The 17,189-nt window shown below is 43.6% G+C and carries 18 protein-coding genes and 1 pseudogene; 6 read left to right on the top strand and 13 right to left on the bottom strand.

Translation table 11 applies throughout. The annotated features are described in order from the left end of the window. Positions 1–497: 497 nt before the first annotated feature. The 3 genes from LC608_RS29205 to LC608_RS29195 form a co-directional block, all read right to left on the bottom strand. On the bottom strand, positions 498–923 hold the full coding sequence (locus tag LC608_RS29205; RefSeq protein ID WP_229556917.1) for a hypothetical protein: 426 nt from the start codon (positions 921–923) through the stop codon (positions 498–500). Continuing rightward, on the bottom strand, positions 920–1,396 hold the full coding sequence (locus LC608_RS29200) for a helix-turn-helix domain-containing protein (RefSeq protein WP_229556916.1): 477 nt from the start codon (positions 1,394–1,396) through the stop codon (positions 920–922). Before LC608_RS29200 ends, LC608_RS29205 begins: the two co-directional genes overlap by 4 nt. Before the next feature lie 210 nt (positions 1,397–1,606). Beyond that, the gene (locus tag LC608_RS29195) at positions 1,607–2,812 is read right to left on the bottom strand and encodes a DUF4336 domain-containing protein (RefSeq protein ID WP_229556920.1); all 1,206 of its coding nucleotides are present in this window, start codon (positions 2,810–2,812) and stop codon (positions 1,607–1,609) included. Positions 2,813–3,120: 308 nt separating this feature from the next. On the opposite strand from LC608_RS29195, the gene LC608_RS29190 reads away from it, so the two are divergent. Further along, positions 3,121–4,071, top strand: coding sequence for a hypothetical protein (locus LC608_RS29190; RefSeq protein ID WP_229556915.1), 951 nt, complete (start codon positions 3,121–3,123; stop codon positions 4,069–4,071). 299 nt (positions 4,072–4,370) lie between these two features. On the opposite strand, the gene LC608_RS29185 is transcribed toward LC608_RS29190, so the two are convergent. Further along, a complete protein-coding gene (locus LC608_RS29185; protein ID WP_229556914.1) occupies positions 4,371–5,309 on the bottom strand; it encodes a DUF5996 family protein in 939 nt (312 codons plus the stop codon). A 54-nt stretch (positions 5,310–5,363) separates the two neighbouring features. Next, positions 5,364–6,104 carry a LuxR C-terminal-related transcriptional regulator gene (locus tag LC608_RS29180; protein WP_229556913.1) on the bottom strand — a complete coding sequence of 247 codons (741 nt, stop codon included), beginning with the start codon at positions 6,102–6,104 and terminating at the stop codon, positions 5,364–5,366. A 179-nt stretch (positions 6,105–6,283) separates the two neighbouring features. On the opposite strand from LC608_RS29180, the gene LC608_RS29175 reads away from it, so the two are divergent. The 3 genes and pseudogenes from LC608_RS29175 (at position 6,284) to LC608_RS29170 (ending at position 7,574) form a co-directional block, all read left to right on the top strand. Further along, the gene (locus LC608_RS29175; RefSeq protein WP_229556912.1) at positions 6,284–6,712 is read left to right on the top strand and encodes an MAPEG family protein; all 429 of its coding nucleotides are present in this window, start codon (positions 6,284–6,286) and stop codon (positions 6,710–6,712) included. 121 nt (positions 6,713–6,833) lie between these two features. Continuing rightward, positions 6,834–6,950, top strand: a pseudogene (locus tag LC608_RS37710) (IS5/IS1182 family transposase); the annotation flags it as partial. 141 nt (positions 6,951–7,091) lie between these two features. Further along, complete coding sequence (locus LC608_RS29170; protein ID WP_229556911.1) at positions 7,092–7,574, top strand: cupin domain-containing protein; 483 nt, start codon at positions 7,092–7,094, stop codon at positions 7,572–7,574. A gap of 229 nt (positions 7,575–7,803) precedes the next feature. Here LC608_RS29170 and LC608_RS29165 read toward each other — a convergent pair whose 3' ends face one another. From LC608_RS29165 to LC608_RS29140, 6 genes are all read right to left on the bottom strand, one after another. After that, the gene (locus LC608_RS29165; protein ID WP_229556910.1) at positions 7,804–8,082 is read right to left on the bottom strand and encodes a hypothetical protein; all 279 of its coding nucleotides are present in this window, start codon (positions 8,080–8,082) and stop codon (positions 7,804–7,806) included. Between the two features lie 260 nt (positions 8,083–8,342). Then, on the bottom strand, positions 8,343–8,561 hold the full coding sequence (locus LC608_RS29160; RefSeq protein ID WP_229556909.1) for a hypothetical protein: 219 nt from the start codon (positions 8,559–8,561) through the stop codon (positions 8,343–8,345). 20 nt (positions 8,562–8,581) lie between these two features. Continuing rightward, on the bottom strand, positions 8,582–9,196 hold the full coding sequence (locus tag LC608_RS29155; RefSeq protein ID WP_229556908.1) for an efflux RND transporter permease subunit: 615 nt from the start codon (positions 9,194–9,196) through the stop codon (positions 8,582–8,584). Further along, positions 9,196–9,333 carry a hypothetical protein gene (locus LC608_RS29150; RefSeq protein WP_229556907.1) on the bottom strand — a complete coding sequence of 46 codons (138 nt, stop codon included), beginning with the start codon at positions 9,331–9,333 and terminating at the stop codon, positions 9,196–9,198. The genes LC608_RS29155 and LC608_RS29150 overlap by 1 nt, the downstream gene beginning before the upstream one ends. Before the next feature lie 229 nt (positions 9,334–9,562). After that, positions 9,563–9,871 (bottom strand): hypothetical protein, encoded by a 309-nt coding sequence (locus LC608_RS29145; RefSeq protein WP_229556906.1) that lies wholly within the window; start codon positions 9,869–9,871, stop codon positions 9,563–9,565. Then, complete coding sequence (locus LC608_RS29140) at positions 9,868–10,179, bottom strand: hypothetical protein (RefSeq protein ID WP_229556905.1); 312 nt, start codon at positions 10,177–10,179, stop codon at positions 9,868–9,870. Before LC608_RS29140 ends, LC608_RS29145 begins: the two co-directional genes overlap by 4 nt. A 372-nt stretch (positions 10,180–10,551) precedes the next feature. Between LC608_RS29140 and egtC the strand changes: the two genes are divergently transcribed. After that, positions 10,552–11,394, top strand: a complete 843-nt coding sequence (egtC, locus tag LC608_RS29135; protein ID WP_229556904.1) for an ergothioneine biosynthesis protein EgtC — start codon at positions 10,552–10,554, stop codon at positions 11,392–11,394. Between the two features lie 226 nt (positions 11,395–11,620). Here egtC and lnt read toward each other — a convergent pair whose 3' ends face one another. Both lnt and gyrA read right to left on the bottom strand, forming a co-directional pair. Continuing rightward, on the bottom strand, positions 11,621–13,243 hold the full coding sequence (gene lnt, locus LC608_RS29130; protein ID WP_229556903.1) for an apolipoprotein N-acyltransferase: 1,623 nt from the start codon (positions 13,241–13,243) through the stop codon (positions 11,621–11,623). Continuing rightward, on the bottom strand, positions 13,224–15,848 hold the full coding sequence (gene gyrA, locus LC608_RS29125; protein ID WP_229556902.1) for a DNA topoisomerase (ATP-hydrolyzing) subunit A: 2,625 nt from the start codon (positions 15,846–15,848) through the stop codon (positions 13,224–13,226). Before gyrA ends, lnt begins: the two co-directional genes overlap by 20 nt. 597 nt (positions 15,849–16,445) lie before the next feature. On the opposite strand from gyrA, the gene trmB reads away from it, so the two are divergent. After that, complete coding sequence (gene trmB, locus LC608_RS29115; protein WP_229556900.1) at positions 16,446–17,099, top strand: tRNA (guanosine(46)-N7)-methyltransferase TrmB; 654 nt, start codon at positions 16,446–16,448, stop codon at positions 17,097–17,099. The last annotated feature ends 90 nt before the right edge of the window (positions 17,100–17,189 follow it).

Genomic DNA, 17,189 nt, shown 5'->3' with positions numbered 1-17,189 from the left:
CGGTGGAACCACACTGAACCCTTCCCGAACTCAGAGGTGAAACGCTGCTGCGGCCACGATAGTTTAGGGGTAGCCCTACGCAAAAATAGCTCGATGCCAGGATTCATAATTCAATAAAAGCCTTCTCAAAGTCATTTGAGGAGGCTTTTGTTTTTTTCTTAGAACGTAATGAGTCATTAAACAAATACGCTAACATGTACTGGGGAATTCTCAGTTTTGCGGGAAAATTTTCCTTCAAACACCTTTGTAGTGGCAAGACTGCTAGTTATGGCTAAAGAGTCGTAGCACGTAGACCTTTCGTGAAATCGCAAAAAAATCTAGATTATGGAAAATCAAACGTGACAAAGTAATACCAATTTAAATGGTGTTGAGGGCAGATAAAGCATCGAGAATGAAGGAATACCCAGTAATGGAAGTAATCACTTGCGGTGTTAACTCAGCCAAGAGTTGATCAACTTTGGCTTGCAGTTGATCAAGTGTGTGGAAAGAAGTCCATTTCAGGTCAGCTTTGAGATGTGCCCATAGCCGCTCAATGGGATTGAGTTCTGGGCTTTTGGTGGTTGAAACAACAAAATCACATTCTCAGGCACAATCAAATCCCTACTGGTATGAAAGCGCCCTTGATCAACTTGAAGAATGTTGAGACTATCTGGATATGCTTGAGAAAATTCATTCAAGAACTGTTGATAGCACTGGGTATCAAAATGAGAAAACTCTAAAAAGAAGGATTCTCCGGTTGCAGGTTCAACCGCACCATAGAGCCAAAAGGCTTTGAATAACCACTGCCATTGTCCTATCGGTTTGACTCCACAGGCAGTAATCAAGCGTCCGAGCAGCGTGTGAACTCCAAAACGGCTCTCATCTTGAGCGAAGTAGCGAATCGGGCGTTGTTGTTGACGAACTTGCCGATCATACTGACTCAACAACTCCAGGCCGTCTGCAAGTTTTTTTTAAAGGACTCTCGCTGTTGCGACTTCTGCTTTTTGTGTTGCGGTCGCGGAACTTTCAGCTTGGCCTTAAGTCGATTATGGGTCATCTGATACACCGTATGATATTCTGCTTCCACTCCCAAAATCTGGGCCAACCATTGCTGCACTGCTTTGTAGCTTTCAAACCCTTGATGCGGCTCCTCTAATCGCTTTGCCAACGCCGCTTCTGCCCATTGCGGAATTACCCGTACTCCTCCTGGCGAGCGCTTGAGTTCCAGCATCTCATCCACTCCACCATTACGGTATTTCAATAACCAGGTTTGCACCGTGTTGCGATGTTTCCCCAGTGCTTTGGCGATCGCACTGAGCGTCGGTGGATTCTCCTGTTTTAGCCAGTACAGCACTTGCAAGCGTTCTTTGGCTGTTGCTGTTTCAGCTTGACGCAACCTTTCTACTAAATTATCCAAACTTTTACTTCAATTGATGTCACGCCAACCATCGATAGAAACATCTAAAATCAACCTTTCTCAGTTTACCTCATCTGCCTTGTCTCCAATTTAAATTGGTATAAATTAGTTTATAGCGATCGCAACAATTGAACCCATCTATTTCACCCAATCGGGCGCAGATGCTATCAGTTCATCAAACTTGTCCGCGTGAGATACGCATATTGCTGGTTACACCTTCTCTTTAGCTGGCGTTGCGATACCGCGTTTAACTAGACCCGCTTCAAGTTCCTTAATGAATTTTAAATCTTCCTCCAATAGAGGCTGGCTTTCGCTAGAAGAAAACTCATTACTTATAGAGGGATTTTGCTCAAGAAAAGCAAATGCTTGCCGAAATTGACGCGGATTTGCCAAAATTAGCGAGTCAAAGTGACAGGGAATAATCTGCTGAAAATCCCAACTTGCAACTGTATCGGCCCAGTTGAGGACTTGTCTTGGTGCTTGGGGAAGAATAAGGATTTGCAAAATCGGTGCGACAAATGGTCGCCCCTGACCTCGTAAAGCATCGAATGCCTGCTTCCAGGGTTCTTGCCAGCGAAAAGGAAATAACCCAAAGTACGTTTTTAGGGTTCGCTGTGGTGCTTTGAGAGCATCACGAAACATTTGTCCAATTGGAGTAACTTCCAGCACGCTAGGACGCAAGTAAAGCGCAAACAATGAAATGCGTTGCCATCCTTTGCGGCGGTTGTCTTCATTGTCCTCAATCGTCTCCAAGGCATTTTCCCTTGCATGAAACAGTAAAGGATAAGGATCTAATTGAACGATTTCTGGCGGGTCTTCTGGTACAGAAAGTATAGAATCAGTTACAAGTAGAGTGCGCGATCGCTTGTGAAACACTGCAACTTCTGCAAAAGATCCTCGTCCTAAATTAATGTCCAATATTGCATAGTCAAACTCTAGAGCAAAGGGAGCAAGGCTTGAGTTTTCTGGAAGTTCTTGAGTTCGTTTTTGGGGAAAGCCTAGCCAACTAAGCGGCAGGTTGAACGGAAAACTCCACTGATGCGGGGCAACAAAGACTTGTGCTTGAGGAAAACGTCTAGAAAAAGGACCAACGAAAACTTTATGCTCTAGACCAGAACTGGTTGGCAGTAAGATGTACTTAACTTCACCGTGCTTTGTTACCAACTCATTAACCAAGCGGATACACTCAGTTGTTGGAGCAACGGGTGCATAGACCAGAAGTCCTCCGGCGGCAAGTTTGACGACAGTCATGCGGATCGGCACGATGGTGTAGAGAATGCCGTGAAGCTGATCGAATGTCCAGATAGTGTCCTCAACTATTTCCTTACGAACTGTCCGCCGCTTGCCGTAAGGGTAGACTGGTACAGCAGCCCAGAATGGCCATGACCAATCTTTTGGCTGGGTTAAAGGAACCATCCCTTGCTCAAGTAGTTCTGTACTTGATTTAGCTTCTTGTGATTTCATCGTCGTTCTATTAACTTAATTTCTAATACTACATGATGCTGCGATTTGCAAAGAATGTAGCATTTTGCTGTCCAATGAATCCATCTACAGGTTAATATTTAAGACAAGCGATTGGCGCTTTCGCTATGGAGCTTCAATGTCATGAATTTTATTACTAAGGATGGATGATTTTCAGTTCAAGAAACTCGTATTTAATATTACAAATAGTGAAATACTAAATTTGTAGGTAATTAATTTTCCTGGGCTACCAAGGAGTAATAATGGTTTTAAGTCAATATCAACGTGCTGTAGGCGTATTTACTCATCGTCGAGATGCAGAACAAGCACTACATGAGTTGAGAGATTCTGGCTTGGCGATGGAAAAAGTATCTGTAGTTGTACAGAATACAGGGCGTAATCATGAGATTGGCGATGATGAAATAGGTAATAAATCCGACGAAGGCGCAACGGTTGGAGGGCTTTCAGGGGGCGCTGTCGGTGGGTTGACTGGTTTATTAGTAGGTCTAGGTACTTTAGCAATCCCTGGAGTTGGGCCAATAATGCTGGCTGGAGCAGCTGCAACCGCTTTGGTTACAACCCTTGTAGGGGCAAGCATTGGTGCAGCGACTGGGACTTTTGCTGGTGCATTAGTTGGTTGGGGAATGTCGGAAGAGCAAGCTAGAGCATATAACCAGCGAGTAGAGGTTGGACACTATTTAATAATTGTAGATTGTACATCTTTTGAAATTGCTAAAGTAGAAGCAATTCTCCTGCGTTGGGGTATTGAAGAGTTTGGCATTTACGAGCATCTCAACAGTGAACATGGAACTACAAATTATCTGACCACCACTACTTCTGCTACTGACATTTCTAATAAAAGTGGGATTTTAACCAAATATGCTGTTAGTGACTTTAATAACATAGATAATCTTGAAGCTGCAATTAATGATATCTGTGCCGCAGGTTTCCCAGTAGACCAGATTTCCTTAATTTGCAAAGACTTTTCTCAATTTAAAGGATCAATAGGTGTTAATTTAAGTGAGCGCTTTGACGCTATGAGGCTAGGAATAGGAGATGAGTGGGCACGCTTTTACAACGAGCAAATTGAGCAAGGCAATTACATACTCATCGTTAGTGGCACAGACAATGAGCTTGATTACGTTAGCTCTATTTTGGGTAATTGCGGCGTTCAAAAAATTCAAATTTATGACCCGATGTTAATTCGTTCCTAAAAGCGAGTACCGGAAAACTTAATAGTGAAACGCCCAAACCCCTGCTCTGGAAAGATTATTTTTCTTAGAGCTTAGAGAAAATGAAGAACAAGAAAAAGCCGTTCTTCCGGGACTTGGACAAAATATCACTACTAAAAAAGAGCTTGATGCTTGCAATATCCTTGAGTCCCCAGTCACCAAGCATACGAATAATGTTTATACCCAAAAATCAAGAAACTTGTTGAAGACGCGGTGCGTTCAGCAAGATTGCTATTGCTAAAACAATCACAGCCGTATTAATAATTGAAGCCAGTAAAAATTTAGCTCTTAACCACTGGATTGTATTCCAATGCAGTACGATCCCATTGTGCTGCATTAGCGGCTGCTTCGTATGTACTTTGTAGAAATACAAGCGCCATTGCATCTGGGTCGTTAGCCTGCCGCACCGTTTCATAGGGCAAGATGAATTCTTTCATGTCTAGGCTATAGAAAGCTGACTGCGGCTGAATTAGGTAATCCTTGAATCCCTCTGGTTCCGGGTAAGCATAAGCATAAAATAGGGCTTCGGCCGAGCCATCTCCAAACCAAAAACCACAACTGCTGACCTCATGCGAATAGGCTTCTCGCGTTACCCAATCTGCCATATTGGGCACACCACCCGGATGTTCTGGAGCACGTTGCCCAGAGAACCGAGTTACTGCTAGGTCAAAGCTGCCCCAGAAAAAATGTACTGGGCTACATTTTCCAGCATAGCCAGAGCGGAATTGGGTCAGAATGCGCTCGGCTTGAACCAGAATTTGCCAAAACCGTTGAGCATACTCCCAGTCGTAGGAAGCATGTTCCTCATCTTGCTCAAAGGGAATTGGAGTAACCACTTCCTGGGGCATTGTCCAGATCCGCACTTCGATTCCGATTTCTTTTAAAGTATTGAACACCGCTTGATAAAAGTCAGCCACAGAGCGGGGAGCCAGTTCAATCATTTTCGTCGTGCCATCGCTTGTCTCAATTAGCAGTTGATGAAGAATAAAATTAAAGGTAATTTGAAAATTGCCTGTTCTATAGGGAATTGTCGAGGTTGTAAGTCCACAGGGCGTGACATACAACGTTGAGTGCCACCAATGATTGATTTTGGGAGCTAATGCTAACCGAATTTTGCCAACAATCTGAGTCCATAGATGCAGGGTTTTATAAGTATCCTGCCATGCAGCAATAGGAAATGGAAGCCAGATATCAGTCGGTGGAAGGTGCAGAGTAGCCATGAGCCGTACCTCTATGCAAGAAATTGGTGTTAAATACGATAAACCAATAAAGGCTTATACTTTTGACGTTTCTAGAACTAATGAATCTGGATTTGCCCCTGGTGAATGATGCCTTGGAGCTAAAAGTTGTGCAACCATCTCTGCACGAGACGAAACCTCAAGCTTACGAAACATTCGCTTTAAGGCTTGCTTGACAGAATTTTCAGTAATCCAAAGTTGATGACCAATTTCTGCGTTAGTTTGCCCCAAAGCAACCAATTCTGCAATCTGCAATTCACGAGGGGTTAAGCGATCAGTTTTAAAAAGTTGGTGCTGCGACTTTCCTTCGTAAATTGCTTGTGAACCAACTGTTGTAGCCCAAACAGATAAGTGCAGGCAAATGGCGCTCAAATCGGTTAGATTTTGCGTATCAAAGGCAGGCATTGACTTTTCACGGGTGCAACCCACTACGCCAGCTAATTGATTGCGATTAATGATCGGCCCCGCCATCACATGCCAATGATCGGGGCGGGGACAGATCATTTTCCAAGCCTTTGGTGATGTCACTAATGCTTCGTGGACAGGCGCATGACGCTCCACCAGATAACGCGCTACAGGATTGTGTTCAATGGATAGTGCAATTTTCAGAATTTTGTGTTGATTGCTATCGGCTAAGGGTAGTTGCTCGAAGAAAAAAATTCTCCATCGTTTGGCGGCAAAATACTCACCAATTTTTGGCACGACTTGCGATCGCAGATCATGCTCACTACGGGCTTGATTGATGGCTTCAAAAAGAAGCTTCAAGGGACTTGTCATAAGTAAGTTGACTTAAGTGTACCCGTTCGAGGTCTAGAAGTATTGGAATACTAAGCCTATATTATCTTTAATCTCAACAACACTTTGATATGAGAATCAAGAAAAGAAATTGCTTTTTCTACTAATGGAGCAGTCTATCGTCCACCCGTCGGCAGAATGAGCAAATTTAAGAGGTACAAATGGCACAAGAGGCAATTTTCAGTCCTTTCTTTGCAACGGTGTTTTTGACACTCATAGTTTGGGTGTATATGTACATCTGCCGTATCAGTTTTATTAAGAGTAGAAAGATCCGCCCTGAGGATTTTGCTGTAGCCAGCACACTAGCCCAGATATCACCACCAAATGTATCTAATCCATCAGATAACTTCAAGAACCTATTCGAGATTCCGGTACTTTTCTATGCGCTTGTACTATATGTGTTCATCACGAAGCAGGTAGATGCAGTGTATGTGAACGCCGCGTGGATCTTTGTTGTGTTTCGCGTATTGCATAGTGCTGTCCATAGCAGATTCAATCTGATCATGCTTCGGTTCTACCTCTACCTATTTGCTACGCTTACGGTGTGGTTTATTGCGATCCGCGCAGCCTTTATCCACTTTGGCAGGTAAATACGTATCCTTTAAGGTTTCCACAAGGTTTTTTGGCGTTGCATAGTTTCGGGATGATTTGCCTTACGCAGAAGCGCAAAGACGTATGACAAATACTTGTACAAAGCACCACAACGGCAGTGAAAATTTCTTTGCCAAACTCAAGCAATATCGAGCGATTGCCACACACTATGACGACAAGCGGGCTAGGAACTTTTTATCCCAATTCTCTATGAAGTTGCACTTAATAACTAGGTGATGATATAATTCCATCCACAAACAGAAGCGATCACTTCTGCTGAGATGGAACTCTTGAACCTGTTTTAACTTCCATTTTAATTCATCTTTAGGCCTCTCGCTTGTTCACCATCAAATTTTCTTAGCACCTTGGTATCGAAAAATGGAAAAGTATTTAGTCACTAAAGAAGAGATTGAGTCTTATGAAGGACTAGAAAAAACACATTTTCTCAACTCCAATGCTCGCAGACTGAATAAGTCTTTAGGAGATTTAACAGGTTTAAAAAATATCGGTTTCCACATCATTGAAGTTGAGCCTGGACGTGAATCAACGGAGCTTCATATGCATTATCACGAAGAAGAGTGCGTATACGTTCTTGAGGGAGAAGCTGAGGCAACAATTGGAGAAAGCGTTTATCTAGCTAAAGCAGGAGATTTTATTGGATATCGCGCTGGTGGTAAGCCGCACAAGCTGCAAAACACGGGAAATTCTATATTCAAATGTATAGTAGTTGGTCAAAGGCTAGACCATGATATCGGTGACTATCCAAATTTGCAGAAGCGTATATATAGGAGCAAAGGATTAAAGTGGAATCTGGTCGATATGGAAAATATAGCTGAACCAGTAGCAGGTAAGAAGGCATAACAGGTAGAATGCATTTCCTCCTATCAAGGTGAGAAAATTCCCAGAAGCAACTATCTCTTGTTGCTGGTTCAACAACACCATACAGATAAAAGTTTTTTTCTGCCAGCCAACAATACCTTCGGGCTTAACTGATGACACCCCCTATGGCAAGTCTTCCACTTTTTCTACCTTACTAGAATGTTGTTGTGTAGGGAAGTATTTTGAAAGAATAATGTATTGCACTAACGGATCAGTAATTTTTTTTATCTGTACTTGAGTGAATAGCTTTGTTCAAATCCCGTAACAAGTTTTCTTCTGCATCTTGCTCTTGCTTGAGTTCTCTAATCATTTCTTGACTAGAACCAATCAGCAAGCCGGCAACTGCACCAACTATCGCGTATTTTTGCTGCAAATTTTGGTACATTTGACTGGTGTAAGGGCAAGGAAGTAAATTAGCAGCAATAAAACCAATTCCTGCACCCACAAATGCCGTCACAAAGCCAGAGAAAGCGATCAATCTACCATTCATTTGCTTTGCTCCAATGCTTATAACTTTCCTAAATTATTAGGAGATATTTTATATTGTCTCAGCGTCTCCTAAAGTTGCAACTTAATCTTTACCTCTTATAATAGAAGGCAGAGTGGGCGAGGAGGGAAAGCAGGGGAGGCAGGGGAAGCAGGGGAAGCAGGGGGAGCAGGGGAAGAAGATATCTGATAGTCGTCTTGGATAGAGGAATTTAACGATTTAATTTTTGGACTTCCCTAACTCCCAACTCCCTATTTCCTTTTTTACTTGCTCGAATCATTACGTCTGTTATCATCAGCATTCTGTCTGACAATTACAGATGAATGTTGATGAGCAATCGCTCTTGATTGTTCATCTTGGTTTCCATCTGCGGATGGCGGTTGGGAGCGATTAGTAGGTTTACCCTTCAAGAAGCGTTCTTCCAAAGTCTTGATGATTACATATAGCACTGGAACAATCAGCAAACTCAAAATCGTCGCCACCAGTAACCCACCAAATAAGGCTATCTTGCAAATGCCCCATTTATTCGGGTTAAGATTGCAGAGGCACTTTGTTCGGGTTGAGTGCGCTCCTCCCACGGCTTGAGTTTTGCAAAGAATACGCCGCGATTTGAGCCACTACCGGCAAAGCCAAATCCCGAAGTGGCGAAAACGTTACTCACCTCTGGTTCTTTTTCAAGAATTTGTTCGAGTTTTTCTATTACTTGATCGGTATAGTTGAGGGCAACTCCATCTGGTGCTTGAATAATACCTAAGACAATTCCCTGGTCTTCACTCGGAACAAATCCGGTGGGAACATGGGTAAACATAAAATAAGTCGCAGGTAAACCAACCACAAATAATCCAATTACCGCATAACGAACGCGAATTAGAAAATTCACGAGCGCTAAATACTTGTCAATGATCCATTGTAAAATTTGATTGAAACGGCTAAAAAACCAACCAAGCGGGCCGCGCGCGGGCTGAGGCGGACGGAGCAAAATTGCAGATATACTCGGACTAAATGAAAGCGCATTAAACGTTGAGAGGGCGATTGAAAAAGCAATCACTAACGCGAATTGCTGATACATTTTTCCCGTAGAACCTGGGAAAAATGCCACCAGGATAAAAACTGCCATCAATACAGCGACGTTGAAACTACCGCTCCGGTAAGTTCATCCATTGCCTCGACTGATGCTTGAAGTGGTCGCATTCCCTGTTCAACTTTGGATCGCTTCAACAACAATACAGCACTTCCGGCAGCTATGAGGTACATCCTCAAAACTGAAAGCTATGCTAGGAGGACGCAAGGATAAAAACTGTATTGCATAATAGCGAGAAGCGCTGTAATGGCATCATCTACGACTAATCCTGTTGCCAAAATTAAGCCAAATAACCAGGTGATTGATAAATTGCGATCCCAATCGACGGTTTACCATTATTTCTGGCATTGCTGCTGTAAGTCTCCGAGCCAAGTTCTGCACGGCCCACATCTTGGAGTTTAATTAAATTGCCATTACTTCCTCAGCTACTTGCAGGTCTGCGATCGCACTTTGTAAATTATTTCTAGCAACGTCTGACTCTTGTCTAGCTATGGCTCCTTGACTAACTAACTGTTGGGTACGATTGAATTGTGTCCGTTGCAGCTGAACATTGCGGCTGCTTTGGTGCGTTGGGCTTCGGCTTGTTGTTGCTGCGCTTGGGCAGTTACCAATGCTGCTTGGGCGGAACTTGCAGCTGCGATCGAAATGGCGACATTGTCCTGAGTCTGATCTAAACTCAAGGATGCGATCGGCGTACTTTGCTGCACTCATTGACCACTCGACACGAGAATCGATTCGATTCGTCGTCCCTGAGTTTGGGGCTGTAGTATGACTTTTTGCTGCGCCTCCAACGACCCGACAAACTGGCAACTTTCTTCGATTGTGCCTGTGCCAATTTTCTGAAGTTTAACCGACAATGGTGGCGGGCTTTGAGCATTTGCTGCCGGATCGTTTTTTTGACAACCACTCGTCAATCCTGTGAGCATTAGCGTGATAACTAATACTGGATTTGCGAGTAATAGATTTAAGGATTTAAGTAAATAAGAACGTAAGTTAATTTTTGCAGGTCGATGCAACAAAGGTGCAGGTCAATGCAACAAAAGTGTAGATCAAGAAACTTGTGTGTATACCTTAGCCAACGGGCAAGAGGGACAGATTTGAACTTTAGTTCAAGTCAGGGAGAGGTTCATCGAACTCACGTTGAGTTAATGGGGTATCAATAAATTATCCTGTCATAAATAATATGCATAAAATAGGAATATTTTTTTCTTCCTTTAGTTATATCTAAATTTATTTAATCTATTTTTTTAGAAAATATTCTTCTAAAACTTGCAAACAAAACCATGACTTTAGTCATAGTTAAAGCATACACAAGATAAAAATTAGTTGTTAAATTAAGTAAAGATTCGCAGTTATTGCACAGTTAATAGGTTCGATTTCTATCGGGGCTTGTGACTGAATTTCGTTCGTTACTCTCTCAGCAACGTCATTTTTTTATGTGTAGATTAATTGGCTACCTTGGTAATCCCATCCTATTAGATGAGTTGCTGTATAAACAGGAGCATTCTCTCTACAAACAAAGTTACAGTTCTTTGGAATTAAAATCAGGAGTAGTTTGTGCAGACGGGGTAGGTGTAGGCTGGTATGACGAAGTGGGTAAACCCTTTATTTACCGAAATACGATCCCCATGTGGAACGATCCGAATCTGGAAGAGTTGAGCAACTATGTACAATCTAGTTGTACTGTTGGCTATGCGCGATTAGCTGGGATAGGTGAATCGCTCGACATTAGCAACTGTCAGCCATTTCGCAGTGGGAAACTGTTGTTTGTGCATAATGGCGAAATCTCAAACTTTCTACAGACTCTCTACAGACCAATCCGTGACAGCCTCTCTGATTCCACATATCGGCTGATTAAAGGCATGACTGACTCTGAACACATCTTCGCCTTGCTAGTGGAAATGTGGCAGTCATCTCCAGATAGCACTCTGTTCTCAGCCTTACGTGCCACGGTTCAAAAATTGACTGAGTTGGCATCAAAATACGACACCAGCTTTAGTGCCAATATAATTGTCACCGATGGTCAAGCAATTGCAGCAATTCGCTACGCTTACCGCACACAAGCTCCTACTCTTTATTGGTCTTGTGATGCACTCAAGGAGCCAGATCAAATTATTGTTGCCTCTGAGCGTTTATCTGACCAAAATTGGACTGCTTTTGGTGAGCAAAGTATGCTATTTTTTCAAGCTCAGTCATTACAGCCAACAATTAGCCTGTTGGAGAGATTTGCTTAATTGGGGTTAGAGAAGCATTGCGACGGGTTACTGTTATAAAATAACTCTTACCATTATTGGTAAGAGTTTAATATAAAATTGATATTTTTTGGATTTATCAGTAGCGTAGGCGCAGCCCGCCGCAGGCATCGCGTGCATCTAAAATGATTTGCTTATCACGGGAGGCATCCATACTAAATATTTAGGAGTAAGGTTCTTTTATTATGGGTAATTTAGCAGTTAATCATTAATCACTTATTTTCTTTGGATGCCCAACTTGAATTAACAGCCAAGCTCCTCCAGAGGATATCAATAACAACGGTGTCAACCAATCACCCCAACGCACATATAAAGTCTGCGTTTGTCGCCGATAAATTGTTTCAGCATGAGTTTCGTAAGTATTATATCCAGATATCCACAAGGTTCTGCCGTGAGGATCTATAAAGCCTGAATATCCTGTATTCGTTGCCCGTGCTGACCATCTATCAGTTTCAATTGCCCGCATGATATCCTGTGCATGGTGCTGGAATGGCATCGATGCAGTGTAATGGGCATCGTTAGAAGAACTGATAATAAATTGCCCACCCGCAGCAGCTTGACGGCGAAATTGCTCAGGAAAAGCAGATTCATAACATATACTAGCGATCGCACGACCAAAAGGAGTATCAAATATTTGATTTGCCGAACCCGGAACTTGGTGTGCCTCTAAAGGCGACAAGCGCTGAACTATCCCGCCTAAAATTTCTTCAAAGGGAATATATTCTCCCAAGGGTACTAGTTTGGACTTATCGTAGCGGCTGACAATTTCACCCTTACTGTTGAAAGTAAACAAGCTAATTGTATAACTGTCTCCCCGTTCGCCAAAAGCCCCAATCCAAGCAACTACACCTTTTTCCTTGACGGCTGCGACTAAAGCAGTTTCCAGCAAGTTACGCTGGAAAATAGGTAAGGCTCCTTCTGGGGTAAGAACTGCATCCACACCTTGATTTGCTAAAGTTATATACCCACTGGTGTAATTTTCTTGGGCGCGACGAAACCCTTCAGAACTTCGTAAAAGTCGGTTCGGGATATTACCCTGAATAATCCCCACTTTCAAGGCTGCTTCTGGTAATTGAGCGATGGGACGGCTATATAAGATAAAACCGATGAGGTGTAAGGTAATTAATAATCCTGTGGCGATAACCAAGTATTTACTAACGAACCCCAGAGGCGCGGGGGACACGGAGGAAATCTTAATGTCTTGACGGTTTATATATGCTTCAGCGATTAAACCATTAACAGTAACTATCGCAGCTGTCACAGTATTAGGCCCAGAGAGTTGCCCCAAATGTAAAATTACGAGATTGTGCGGACTTTGGGTGTAAGCAAGAGAACTCCACCACAAAGGGCCAGCACTCCATAGACTCTCTAAGCCGCACCAGACGGCTGTACCAATCAGTATACGTAGCCACGGTTTTTGTCCGTTCAGGCGAACCATCACAGCCGCCCAAATAGCAACAAATACCCCTCCCAAGACACTGATAAATCCCCAACAAAAAAGGGTGATTAACAAACTTGGCAACCAAGGAACGCCCAACCATGTCATCGGATGAATTCCGGTAATCCAAGATAGGGCGACACCGTGATAACCTATACCCCAGAAGAGAGCAGGGGGAGCAGGGGGAGCTTGGTTTTTGCGTTTGGCTGAAGTGACAACTAGCACCCATAAGGGGACTAGGGCAATCCAAGCCAGAAACCATGCGCCGACAGGGGCAACGGTCAGCCCCATTACAATGCCGCTACATAAGGCAATTAAGCAAGGGAGTAAAGAGATAAATGTCTCCCCCTGCTTCCCCTGCTCCCCCTGCTTTTTATTCAGCTTCTTCTGCATCGGCAGCATCAGGTGGAACTATTGCCACTCCGGTAATGGCGTCATCTTCGTCTAAACGCTGGACTCTGACTCCAGTTGCCGATCGCGATTGGATAGAAATCGCATTGACCGCTTGACGGATGATAATACCGCGATTTGTCACCATCATGATTTCATCATCATCATTGTTGACAATGCGTAGGGTTGCCAACTTATCTTTGGTTTTGCGGTTTTTGAACTTCGTTGCCATTAAACCCTGACCAGCACGGTTTTGCAGGCGGAACTGGGCAACTGGTACGCGCTTACCATATCCTCCCATTGTAATTACCAACACCCAAGGGCCAACAATGCCACTGCTAGGCACTTCTGTGGACTCTTCATTAGTTTCAGTAATTTCGATATCTTCTGTTTCGATTGTTTCGATTGTTTCGATATCTTCTGTTTCGGCTATTTCGGCTTCTGTAACTATATCCAAAGTTTCAAGAATTGCTGCGGGGAGGATATCCATACCCACCAGTTCATCTTTATTTTTGAGTTTCATGGCTTTCACCCCACGAGTCGCCCTACTTAAAGGACGCAGTTGTTCGTGGTTGCACCGGAAGTTAATCGCCATCCCGTTACGAGAACCAATGATTACGCTGTCTTCTACTCTAGCGCGTCGCACCCAGCGCAGTTGGTCGCCTTCTTCTAAGGAAATGGCAATCAAACCATTGGCGCGAATGTGACTAAACGCTGCCAACTCGGTTTTTTTGATATTACCGCCCTTGGTGAGCATGACCAGATATTCTTCACTGCTAAACTCGTCAACCGGTACAATCGAGGTGATTTTTTCCTCTTTGGGAATCGGTAGCATCTGGACAATTGGTGTCCCGCGACTGGTACGCGAACTCGCTGGAATTTGATAAGCTCTCAGGCAATAAACAACACCACGCTCACTAAAGAATAAAATACTGTCGTGATCGCAGCAAGTTAAAAAATGCTCAATGGTATCATCATCTTTCACCTTGGCTGCGGCTTTGCCTCTGGTCGCACGGCTTTGCGCTTCAAAGGTGTTAACTGGCATCCGTTTGATGTAGCCTTGCTCTGTAACCAGAATTATTGCTTTTTCATTGGCAATTAGGTCACGGTCATCTAATTCGCCTTCCCCTGGTAAAATTACCGTGCGGCGAGGTGTGGCAAAGTTAGTTTTTAGTTGCGCGACTTCGGTTTCAATAATTTCTAGCACTCTCTCCCGACGTGCCAAAATATCTTGCAAGTCGGTGATTTTCACTTGCAATTCATCGTGTTCTAGACGAATTTTGTCTGCTTCTAAGGCGGTCAACCGCCGCAATTGCATTTGCAAAATTGCATCTGCTTGCACTTCCGAAAGTCCGTAAGTTGTAATTAATTCGCCTTTAGCTGTGGGCGCATCGGGAGCATGACGAATTAAGACAATAATTGGATCTAACTGGGATAGGGCAATCAATAATCCTTGCAGGAGATGATCGCGTTCCTCGGCTTTCCGCAGTTCGTAGCGGGTGCGTCTGGCAATGGATTCGATCCGGAAATCCAAGAAGACGGTTAAGAACTGTTTGAGGGTGAGTACTTGGGGTTCGCTATTCACCAACGCCAGCATGTTCGCGCCGAAGTTGGCTTGTAGCGGCGTTTGCTTGTAGAGGTTGTTCAGCACAACGCGGGGATAAGCATCACGCTTGAGTTCGATGACAACTCGCATCCCGTCGCGATCGCTTTCATCCCGGATATCTGCGATGCCCTCTAAACGCTTCTCGTTCACCATTTCGGCGATTTTTTCAATCAGCGCTGCTTTATTGGTTTGATAGGGCAATTCGGTGATGATAATTGCTTCTCTATCTGGCCGTCCCCGTTGTTCAACGGTTTCAATGTTAGCTACACCACGCATGGTAATAGAACCACGCCCGGTAGTGTAAGCTTCTCGAATGGCAGATGTCCCCAAAATTTGCGCCCCAGTCGGAAAGTCTGGGCCGTGGACATACTGCATTAATTCCAGATCGGTGATTTCTGGATTGTGGATTACAGCCACCAAAGCATCAATCAATTCGCCCAAATTGTGCGGCGGAATGTTGGTTGCCATACCCACGGCAATCCCAGAGGAACCGTTGAGTAACAATTGAGGAATCCGTGCCGGTAGCACTGTCGGTTCTTGCTGGGAACCGTCGAAGTTATCGGCGAAATCTACAGTTTCATACTCGATGTCGTGGAGTAGACCTGCGCTAGTTAAAGCTTGTAAGCGGCATTCTGTATACCGCATGGCGGCTGGCGGATCGTTGTCTACCGAACCGAAGTTACCATGTCCGTTAACTAGGGGCGATCGCATGGAAAAATCCTGCGCCATCCGCACCAAGGCATCATATACTGCTGTGTCACCGTGGGGGTGATATTTACCTAATACTTCCCCCACCACACGGGCGCATTTCTTAAAGGGGCGATCGTGGAGCAGACCTAGCTCGTGCATTGCGTAGAGAATGCGACGATGCACAGGTTTTAGACCATCCCTGGCATCTGGCAACGCCCGACCCACTATCACGCTCATGGCGTATTCCAGATAAGACTGCGACATTTCGGTTCGCAAGTCTATCGGGATAATCCTCTCCTGTGAGGTTGTCATAACCTAAAAATCTCCAAAAATCGTAGATTTTAGCTTGTTTACTCAACAAAGCGCAAAATTATTCTAAATTGCTCTTGAATAACTGCCATAATTTGATACAATTCTAGCATGTATTGCTTTTTTTTGCCTGGGTAGCTAACTCAAATATCTAGTAAAAAAAGGTATAATAAATTACGGTAAATAGCCTCTTAGCTAGTTAAAGAGAGCAATGAACTAAGAGCTTGCTTAGTGCAAATTTACTTAACTTGAAAGTATGACAAGGTAAATTTTAAGAGAACAATTTAAAATTGGCTTTATAGCTCTTACTTTTATAACTCTTATTTACCAAAAATTTCGAGGTTCTAATGACTTTCCAACAACTAGAAATAGGTGACTACTTTAGGATCGCTGGCATGATTTCCGATTGCGTATATAGAAAGGCTAACAGTTCACATTGCAGCCTAAATGCTTTATTACAGCCAATCCGAGGAGAAACAGAAGTTACACCGCTTACTTTTGCAGAGATTACTAACTATTTTGCGCTCAAGCAAGAGTTTCTTCAAAGTCTTAGGCAATAAAGGTTATATCAGGATATTTTCACGTAAAGGAGAGCAAATTTTGGCAGCAGTCCGAGTCCGCCAGCATGTTAATCCACTTGGTAAAAAGTATCAAACACCAGCAAGTCCCCTTGATTGGGAAAAAATTTATGCAAAGCCAAATCAACCACTACATTTAGATATTGGCTGCGCTAAAGGACAGTTTTTGGTAAATATGGCCAAAATAGAACCCAACTGGAATTTTCTCGGCTTAGAAATTCGGGAACCTCTGGTGGTGGAAGCGAATAAGTTACGTTCTGAATTAGGTTTCACAAACCTGCACTACTTATTTTGCAATGTGAATAACTCACTGCACTCCCTTTTATCTTCCCTCCCGCCAGGAAGTTTACAACGCGTTACAATTCAATTCCCCGATCCTTGGTTTAAAACCCGCCACGCTAAACGGCGTGTAGTACAACCAGAACTAGTGGCAGATTTAGCTAATTATCTTGCGGTTGGGGGAGTTGTATTTCTGCAATCAGATATGGAATTTGTTGCTGTGGAGATGCGCGATCGCTTTGCTGCTCACCCAGCTTATCAGAAAGTGGGTACAGAAGAATGGTTACCAGAAAATCCGCTACCAGTTGCCACAGAACGGGAAATAGGCACGCAAAAAAAGGGTGAGCCTGTCTATCGAGCTTTATTTGTCAAACAAGAAGTTGCAAATGAGGAGTAGTGATAAGGTGATCATGTAGCGCCACAAACACCAAGTTTGACTTGGTTTTGTAGAGATTGCATGATAGAGGCAGAAGTCACAAATGCAAAC

It is taken from the genome of Nostoc sp. XA010, from assembly GCF_020829625.1.
In the GTDB taxonomy this organism is placed as follows: Bacteria; Cyanobacteriota; Cyanobacteriia; order Cyanobacteriales; family Nostocaceae; genus Nostoc.
This window is presented reverse-complemented; position numbering and strand designations above follow the sequence as displayed.

Coding starts and splice junctions, on each gene's coding strand:
- LC608_RS29195 (WP_229556920.1), bottom strand. CDS start 2,812: ATGGTTCCTTTAACCCAGCCAAAAGATTGGTCATGGCCATTCTGGGCT.
- LC608_RS29190 (WP_229556915.1), top strand. CDS start 3,121: ATGGTTTTAAGTCAATATCAACGTGCTGTAGGCGTATTTACTCATCGT.
- LC608_RS29185 (WP_229556914.1), bottom strand. CDS start 5,309: ATGGCTACTCTGCACCTTCCACCGACTGATATCTGGCTTCCATTTCCT.
- LC608_RS29180 (WP_229556913.1), bottom strand. CDS start 6,104: ATGACAAGTCCCTTGAAGCTTCTTTTTGAAGCCATCAATCAAGCCCGT.
- LC608_RS29175 (WP_229556912.1), top strand. CDS start 6,284: ATGGCACAAGAGGCAATTTTCAGTCCTTTCTTTGCAACGGTGTTTTTG.
- LC608_RS29170 (WP_229556911.1), top strand. CDS start 7,092: ATGGAAAAGTATTTAGTCACTAAAGAAGAGATTGAGTCTTATGAAGGA.
- LC608_RS29165 (WP_229556910.1), bottom strand. CDS start 8,082: ATGAATGGTAGATTGATCGCTTTCTCTGGCTTTGTGACGGCATTTGTG.
- LC608_RS29155 (WP_229556908.1), bottom strand. CDS start 9,196: ATGGCAGTTTTTATCCTGGTGGCATTTTTCCCAGGTTCTACGGGAAAA.
- LC608_RS29150 (WP_229556907.1), bottom strand. CDS start 9,333: ATGTACCTCATAGCTGCCGGAAGTGCTGTATTGTTGTTGAAGCGATCC.
- LC608_RS29145 (WP_229556906.1), bottom strand. CDS start 9,871: ATGAGTGCAGCAAAGTACGCCGATCGCATCCTTGAGTTTAGATCAGAC.
- lnt (WP_229556903.1), bottom strand. CDS start 13,243: ATGCAGAAGAAGCTGAATAAAAAGCAGGGGGAGCAGGGGAAGCAGGGG.
- gyrA (WP_229556902.1), bottom strand. CDS start 15,848: ATGACAACCTCACAGGAGAGGATTATCCCGATAGACTTGCGAACCGAA.